We start from the raw sequence: 7,037 nt of genomic DNA, 5'->3' as shown, positions 1-7,037 counted from the left end.
CTTGTTCTTTATATTGGCCAAGGTGTAGCTGACGGTAAACTGACAGCTCTAGGTGGTACATCCACGGGATATATCAATACGGTTGGATTATCACTTAACACGGTAGCCGTAACGCCGTCGTCCAATCTGAACAATGTGGATATGTTCCCTTACAGCCTTTCGGTTGTAAATGCAGTGGGTAAGATAAGCGAAGGTAAGGATGCATTGAATACAGTCATAACATACAACTTATCCAAAAATGGAGATTACGAAGCAGGTGCCTACGAGCACAAGCTTGTCTTGGAAATCATTGATCCGTATGGGCAAACGATGGAAAAGATGTTGACACTCGGGACTGATTTGCCAATGGGTAAATATAAATCGTACTCAACTACGTTTAATAGCAACTTCGACACAAGATTAGGCGGAGGCACCATCCGCATGAACCTGTACGATGAGTTCCAGAACCAAAGAGTTTTGCTAGGCAGCCAATACTATCCACTTACTTATGAATCAGCACCAACAACGTCACCCCATGGCACTGGCGGTGCAGGAAGTTAAAGTACAACCGGTACTAATGTGAGGCTATCTCCATAGTACCGCAGTCGGTGTGCAACAACAGGGTTATCTCATTTTTACTTTTCTTCCATTAAACAACAAACCCAGTACCGATCATGGTACTGGGCATTTTACATAGGGTTGAACCACGGATAATATCGTTTCACGGTAACGGGAACAGATATTGCATCTTTAATAACGCTTTGTCATCGTATAGAATCAATGAAGTAACACACGACATTACACGTCAGGAGATTTTCAAGTATGCAAAAAAGGATTTTGATCGTGGAAGACGATATCCATATATCCCAAATCATTAAAATGAATCTCAACATTGTGAACTACGAGACGACTGAGGTGTACGACGGCTTGGCGGCGCTGGAGGCGATGAAGCAGGAGAAGTTCGATCTCATCCTGCTGGATGTCATGATTCCACGGATGGACGGGTTTACACTGATGGAAAAAATTCAGCCCTACGGCATTCCGGTCATTTTCCTGACGGCCAAAAACTCGGTTTACGACAAAGTCAACGGACTAAAGCTGGGGGCAGACGACTACATGGTCAAGCCTTTCGAAGCGATCGAGCTGTTGGCCCGGATCGAAACCGTATTGCGAAGATACGGCAAAGAAGAACACGTGATGGAGTTTCAAAACATTCAAGTAGACTTGGACAAACGAGAAGTGACTATACAGGGGGAGCCCGTCGAACTGACGCCGAAGGAATACGATTTGATTGTCGTGCTGCTGAAAAATAAGAATATCGCGCTGTCTAGAGAGCAGTTCATCGATAAAGTATGGGGCGGGGACTATTACGGCGAAACGAGAACGGTCGATATGCATATCAAAACGCTGCGTAAGAAACTTCAGCTGCAGGATCATATCAAGACCATTTACAAAATTGGTTACCGACTGGAGGATTGATCGATGAAATTTTGGCAAAAAATTTATTTGTTCTCTATTCTGGCCTTCGTCCTCATCTTTAATGCAGCTTCCATTATGGTCATTGAGCGGAGCCATAATACAATGCTAGGGCAGGAAATCAACAGTGCTTTAAGCCAAAATATGAGCATTCATTCCAGCGTCAATGCGATTGTTCCGATACTTCGTATCTATGATTCTATCGATTACGAGAAAACGATATTAACGAACATCGCCAAAGAATTTGTTGAGAAGAATAGCGACGATCGTATTTATTTGGATATCATGAACGATACGAACCGGACGATCTTCAGCAATACCGATTTCGAGATGCCGACGCATCGCGGAGAATTGGACAAGCTGGCCGTGGAGGAAATCAAATATATTTTGCGAGATATCGACCAGCGTACGATACTATTCACATCGAACATTACGGATATTAATCATAAAAAATATGTATTCACCTACATGAAGGACGTGACTTCGTTGTATCAGGAGCGCGTGGATCAGTACCATTTTTTCGTCAAAGTGGATATGGCCGCATGTTTACTCTATATGCTTATCATGTTTTTTGTGAGTAGAGGACTGACGAAGCCGATCGATCGACTCAACCGTACGGCTCAAGTCATTGCGCAGGGCGGATTTTCGGAACGAGTTCGTCTGAAATCGAAGGATGAAATAGGCGTTCTGGCACGAAATTTTAATGATATGGCCACGGTTGTCGAGGATACAATCAATGACCTGGAGCGGAACAATCAAGAGAAGCAAAGGTTCATCAATAATTTTACCCATGAATTAAAAACGCCGTTAACGTCGATTATCGGATATGCAAATTTTCTGAGGACGACCAAATACAACGAAGAGCTGTTCGTAGATGGACTAAATATCATTTACTCGGAAGGTAAGCGCGTAGAGTCGCTTTCGCTTAAGCTAATGGATTTGATTTTGCTTCAGGAGAATCATTTTCAGATGGAGGAGCATGATTTGGGAGCCATCATTGCCGAGATTGAGCCTGCGCTCAAGATGAAAGCCAAGGAGAAGCGGATTGTGATCGTCACCGATTGTGAAGAGGGCAGGCTGCTGCTGGAGAAGGATTTGATCAAAGTTCTGATCTTCAATCTCGTAGACAATGCGCTTAAAGCTTCTGCTGAACAACAGAGTATTACCATCTGTACTTACTGGCGCGACAGCCGTTACACTCTTGAAGTGATCGACCAAGGCATCGGTATTGCGAAAGAGCATCGGGACAAAATTTTTGAACCGTTCTACATGGCGGATAAAGCTAGAACGAAAATCAATAATGGGGCGGGCCTAGGTCTCTCCATATGTCAAAGTGTGGCGAGCATACACCATGCTGTCATCGAAGTGACCAGCAAAGAAAATCAGGGAACGACGATTGGAGTCATTTTCGATCAGATAGGTCCGAAAGGAGGGTTGAATCCATGAACAAGCTCATTGTGATGGTTATCGTATGTGCAGCGTTCATGATCCTGACGACGGGGTGCGGGGGATTATTTAATGCCATCGAAAAAGACACCGTCATGGTAAAAAAAATAACCATAGAGCACAAAACCAACGAAGTGAAATACGAAGGCGTTCTTTCGCAGGATACTGTGAAGACACTCAGCCTGAATGCGGTCAACAAGTACTATAATGAGAAACTGACTATGGGCGAAGTCCAATTCGAATTGATGGCGGTAGATCAGAAGAAGCTTAAAGAACTGCTGGACAAGCTGGAATACGGCGTCATTTCGCGATCGAAGCAAAATCAGGGGTTCAAAGTGAATTCCGAAACAGAGCTGAATAAAATTCCTAGCGGTCTGTTTTATATGACCCTGACCCAATCAGCCGATCCCAATGAAGTCTATGATATTGTAGTGAACGCTAGAGACGGCGATGTAATTAAAATTTCTAAAGTGAACCAGAATCCAAAGTATGCTTATGGGGATAAGGACCCGGAAGTGGTTATGGAAGGGAAAGTGATTATGGATGAGGTAATCGAGATCGCCAATCGGTTTATTCAGGAAAAGGGAAGTTATGTCTTGTCCGATCTGACCTTGGACAAGAAAGGCACCCGTTGGGGCAGGGGCATCGTTGCGGAATTGTATTATAGGAGTAAGGATAAACAATCGCTGAACTACAGTGTCATGGTTAATGTGAGAACGAAGCAAGTGGTTGGGTTCAACAAAGATGTGATGGCGATGCTCAGTTATTTTTCAGAGTCGTAAGCCGACCGACATAACTAAGGCCAGCTGCAGCCGCAGCTGGCCTTTTTGCGCTGTGCTGCCTGGTGAATTCAACTTTTTACAACTTCAATACAAGTCCATCTCACTTATCATATATTCGCGTACTACACTGGTAGAATACCCCGTAGGTAGCAGCGCCATTGTAAAAGGAATTAAAAAATATTTCGTGGATAGAGAAGGTTAGAAAAGGGGAGGAAGAATAAAAATGAAAAAAATGTTGTTAATGTTACTAACGATTATACTCATGATCTCTGTCTCTGCTTGTAGTAGCCGTGCGGGTAATGGAGATGTAACGCAAACACAAAACGAGGATAAGGCAACAGAAAAGCCAAACGGGGAAAAGACAGAAGGAACGAAACCTAGTGGTGGCAAAAAAACGGTTGTATTCTCTACATTTTTTCCTGATGAATTCTTTAAGGAAGCTAAGAAGAAATATGAAGCCAAGCATCCTAATATCACGATTGATCTTACATATATAGAGAGTGGTGATGGCGCACAGGGGAAAGCGGCTTATGAGAAATTCATCAAAACGACGAACACTGCCATGTTATCAGGTAAAGGACCTGATCTGGTTGAAATGGATCAATTGCCAGTCGAGAATTATGTAAAAAAACATTTGTTAGCCAATATGAGTGAAATCATAAAGAAGGATCCAACTTTTAAGAAAGAGCAATATTTCAACAATATTTTGGACAATGTTAAGATTGACGGCGGAATTTATGGGATGCCCTTGAAATTCTTGATGTATGGTCTGATGGGCGACGAGACATTGATTGAGAACAGCAAGGTGAAGTTTGACGACAAGACTTGGAATTGGAGTCAATATACCGATGTAAGTAGACAACTAATGAAGTTTGGAGAGAAAACTGGCAAATATGGCGTGTTTAGTTCACCAGATGCTCTATTAAATGAAATGGTCAAAGATCAATACCCGACGTTTGTAGATGAGGTCAATGAAAAGGTGAATTTCGATTCGGGTACCTTTACTAAATTACTCAAGCAAGTAAAGTCCTTGTCCGACGAACGCATTATTACGCAAGAACAAGTACACCCTCTATTCAGAACGGTTTCTATTAATTCACCAACTGATTATATTAATACCTTAAAAGAGAGTGAATTTAATATGAAGGGCTATGAATTTAAATCCAAACTGTACGCTAAACCAAGTGCAAATGACCAGCAAACTGGAGGTTATTTTAGAACGTACAGAACCATTGGCATCAATGAGAAGTCTTCTGTCAAAGAGGAAGCATGGGATTTCCTTAAATTTATGTTGTCTGATGAGATACAAGCTCCAGGAACGGGTTTTCCTTTAAATAAGAGCTTATATGAGAAGCAAAAGCAGCAACTATTAAAAGAAGGGAAAGTTAAGTCTATTCAAGAAATGGAAGTTATGAAAGGCAAGATATTCGAGGTAACAGCAAAGGATATTCAAGGATTAGATCAATTCCTCTCTGGAGCAATCCATCCCGTTGCATTCAAGCCTTCTAAGGTCGAGGAGATTATTTCAGAGGAATCCAAAGCCTATTTCAGTGGACAGAAATCAGCCGAAGTCGTGGCGAAATTGATTCAAAATAGAGTGACGACTTTCTTGAATGAATAACCAGCTATTCAGAGAAAGGTTTAGATGAATAATGAAATCATCACGAAATAACAATGTGAAATTAAGGATGAAAAAGAAAAGAAGGAGATTAGGACTTATTGTAGCAACTGTGTATCTTATGATCTTTTTAATAGGGGAATTGACTTCTGATCCTGAAGAAAGTATTCATCAAGTTGCCACAAGTGTAGCAGAACAAAGTATCATACAAGATACCATACAACCAGAAAAACAAAAAAGACCGGATGGAAAGCCAATGGGAAAAGTTGTTTACCTAACATTTGATGATGGCCCTAGTATATTAACGAATCAATTCTTAGATGTATTAAAAGAGCAAGATGTTAAAGCAATATTTTTTATGCAGGGAAGTAATCTACAAAAAACAAATTTACAAAAAAATGTAAAAAGAGCGACAAAAGAAGGCCATTATGTTGGTGCGCATAGTATGACACATATTTACAAAAATCTATACGATAATGGGCAGTTTGTACCAGAGATGAACGAAACATTATCTCTTATTCAGGATATTACAGGTACGAATCCTAAGTTGGTTCGTCCACCTTATGGTTCAGCACCAGGATTGGAAAGTGAACAGATTCGTAATCAGATTGTAGGGGCTGGAATTAAAATATGGGATTGGACAATTGATTCTAACGACTGGGTGTTAAAAGATAATCCAAACCAAATTGTAGAAAATGTTAAAAAGGGAACTAAACATGAAGTAGAAGTCGTTCTCATGCATGAAAAATCACAAACATTACAAGCGCTTCCAGAAATAATTGCATTTTATAGGGAAAAAGGATATGAGTTTGGTGTATATAATGACGCTGACCATTTCAGTCTTAATTTCTATCAAGATAAATATCTGTAATTATCGGCTGAGAAACATCGAAAACCGACCACCTTGAGCCGACAGAACCAAGGCCAGCTGCAACCGCAGTTGGCCTTTTTGTGCGCTGTTGCTTGTTGAATTCAACCTTTTACAACTTCAATACAAGTCTATCTCACTTATCATATATTCGCGTACTACACTGGTAGAATACCACCGCAGGCAGTGGCGCAACCCGACTGATGATGGAGAATGCGTGAATCGTCAATGAATCGAGAAGTTCGGTGAGAAGGAGGAGGGCCGATGGGTTAGCGAAGATGCTGCTCATCTTTACGGTTGTATTATTCGATATCCGAGGGACAAGGAAGCTGTAAAGCAATATAAGTACAAGCCGTGGCAGTCGACGATGTTCCAATCTGGGTTTAATGAGGCATAGAGAGTGGCCATGAGTAAGGAGACAGCATGAAAAGGGTAAGGAGAAAACAGCTTCAACGTCGCCAAGCGATATTTATGATAAGCATCGTTGTTTTTATGGGAATGGTCTGGTCGCTATATGCGTTATCATTTCCGATTTCAGGGAATCGAATCACAACTTCGGGGGAGTCGACAGTTTCGCTGAACAAACATATGGCAACGCCGCAAGAAGTATCAAAGCGCTACAAAATTGTGATCGATGCGGGGCATGGAGGAAAGGATCCCGGCGCGGAAGGTGCAAGCGGGAACCGAGAGCGAGCATACACCCTAGCGCTGTCTACGAAGGTGTATGACTTGCTCCAGCAGGATCCGATGTTTGAGGCGCACAGAACACGTACGGATGACACCTTTGTCAAGCTGAAGGATCGCGCCCAAATCGCGAATGATCTCAATGCGGACGCATTTGTCTCCATTCATGGGAACACATACAGTG

7 protein-coding genes and 1 pseudogene are annotated in these 7,037 nt (G+C 41.9%); all 8 read left to right on the top strand.

Annotation, left to right across the window (positions count from 1 at the left end):
* Nucleotides 1–540 (top strand): annotated as a pseudogene (locus BW961_RS30820) (hypothetical protein); the annotation flags it as partial.
* A gap of 261 nt (nucleotides 541–801) precedes the next feature.
* Complete coding sequence (locus tag BW961_RS28510; protein WP_068591716.1) at nucleotides 802–1,458, top strand: response regulator transcription factor; 657 nt, start codon at nucleotides 802–804, stop codon at nucleotides 1,456–1,458.
* 3 nt (nucleotides 1,459–1,461) lie between these two features.
* Nucleotides 1,462–2,901 carry a sensor histidine kinase gene (locus BW961_RS28505; protein WP_068591718.1) on the top strand — a complete coding sequence of 480 codons (1,440 nt, stop codon included), beginning with the start codon at nucleotides 1,462–1,464 and terminating at the stop codon, nucleotides 2,899–2,901.
* Entirely contained in the window at nucleotides 2,898–3,683 is a 786-nt protein-coding gene (locus tag BW961_RS28500) for a hypothetical protein (protein ID WP_068591719.1), read from the top strand. Before BW961_RS28505 ends, BW961_RS28500 begins: the two co-directional genes overlap by 4 nt.
* Before the next feature lie 223 nt (nucleotides 3,684–3,906).
* Nucleotides 3,907–5,304, top strand: coding sequence for an ABC transporter substrate-binding protein (locus BW961_RS28495; protein WP_068591720.1), 1,398 nt, complete (start codon nucleotides 3,907–3,909; stop codon nucleotides 5,302–5,304).
* A gap of 31 nt (nucleotides 5,305–5,335) precedes the next feature.
* Nucleotides 5,336–6,172 carry a polysaccharide deacetylase family protein gene (locus BW961_RS28490; protein WP_068591722.1) on the top strand — a complete coding sequence of 279 codons (837 nt, stop codon included), beginning with the start codon at nucleotides 5,336–5,338 and terminating at the stop codon, nucleotides 6,170–6,172.
* Between the two features lie 229 nt (nucleotides 6,173–6,401).
* Complete coding sequence (locus tag BW961_RS28485; protein ID WP_082867689.1) at nucleotides 6,402–6,566, top strand: D-alanyl-D-alanine carboxypeptidase family protein; 165 nt, start codon at nucleotides 6,402–6,404, stop codon at nucleotides 6,564–6,566.
* Nucleotides 6,567–6,592: 26 nt separating this feature from the next.
* Nucleotides 6,593–7,037 (top strand): N-acetylmuramoyl-L-alanine amidase family protein (locus BW961_RS28480; protein WP_139331791.1); only part of this gene is annotated, 445 nt, incomplete at its 3' end.

Origin of the sequence: Paenibacillus macquariensis (genome assembly GCF_900156375.1) — a bacterium.
GTDB classification, from domain to species: domain Bacteria; phylum Bacillota; class Bacilli; order Paenibacillales; family Paenibacillaceae; genus Paenibacillus_AQ; species Paenibacillus_AQ macquariensis.
Note: the sequence above shows the minus strand (reverse complement) of the source record. Positions and strands in the feature narration are given on the sequence as shown.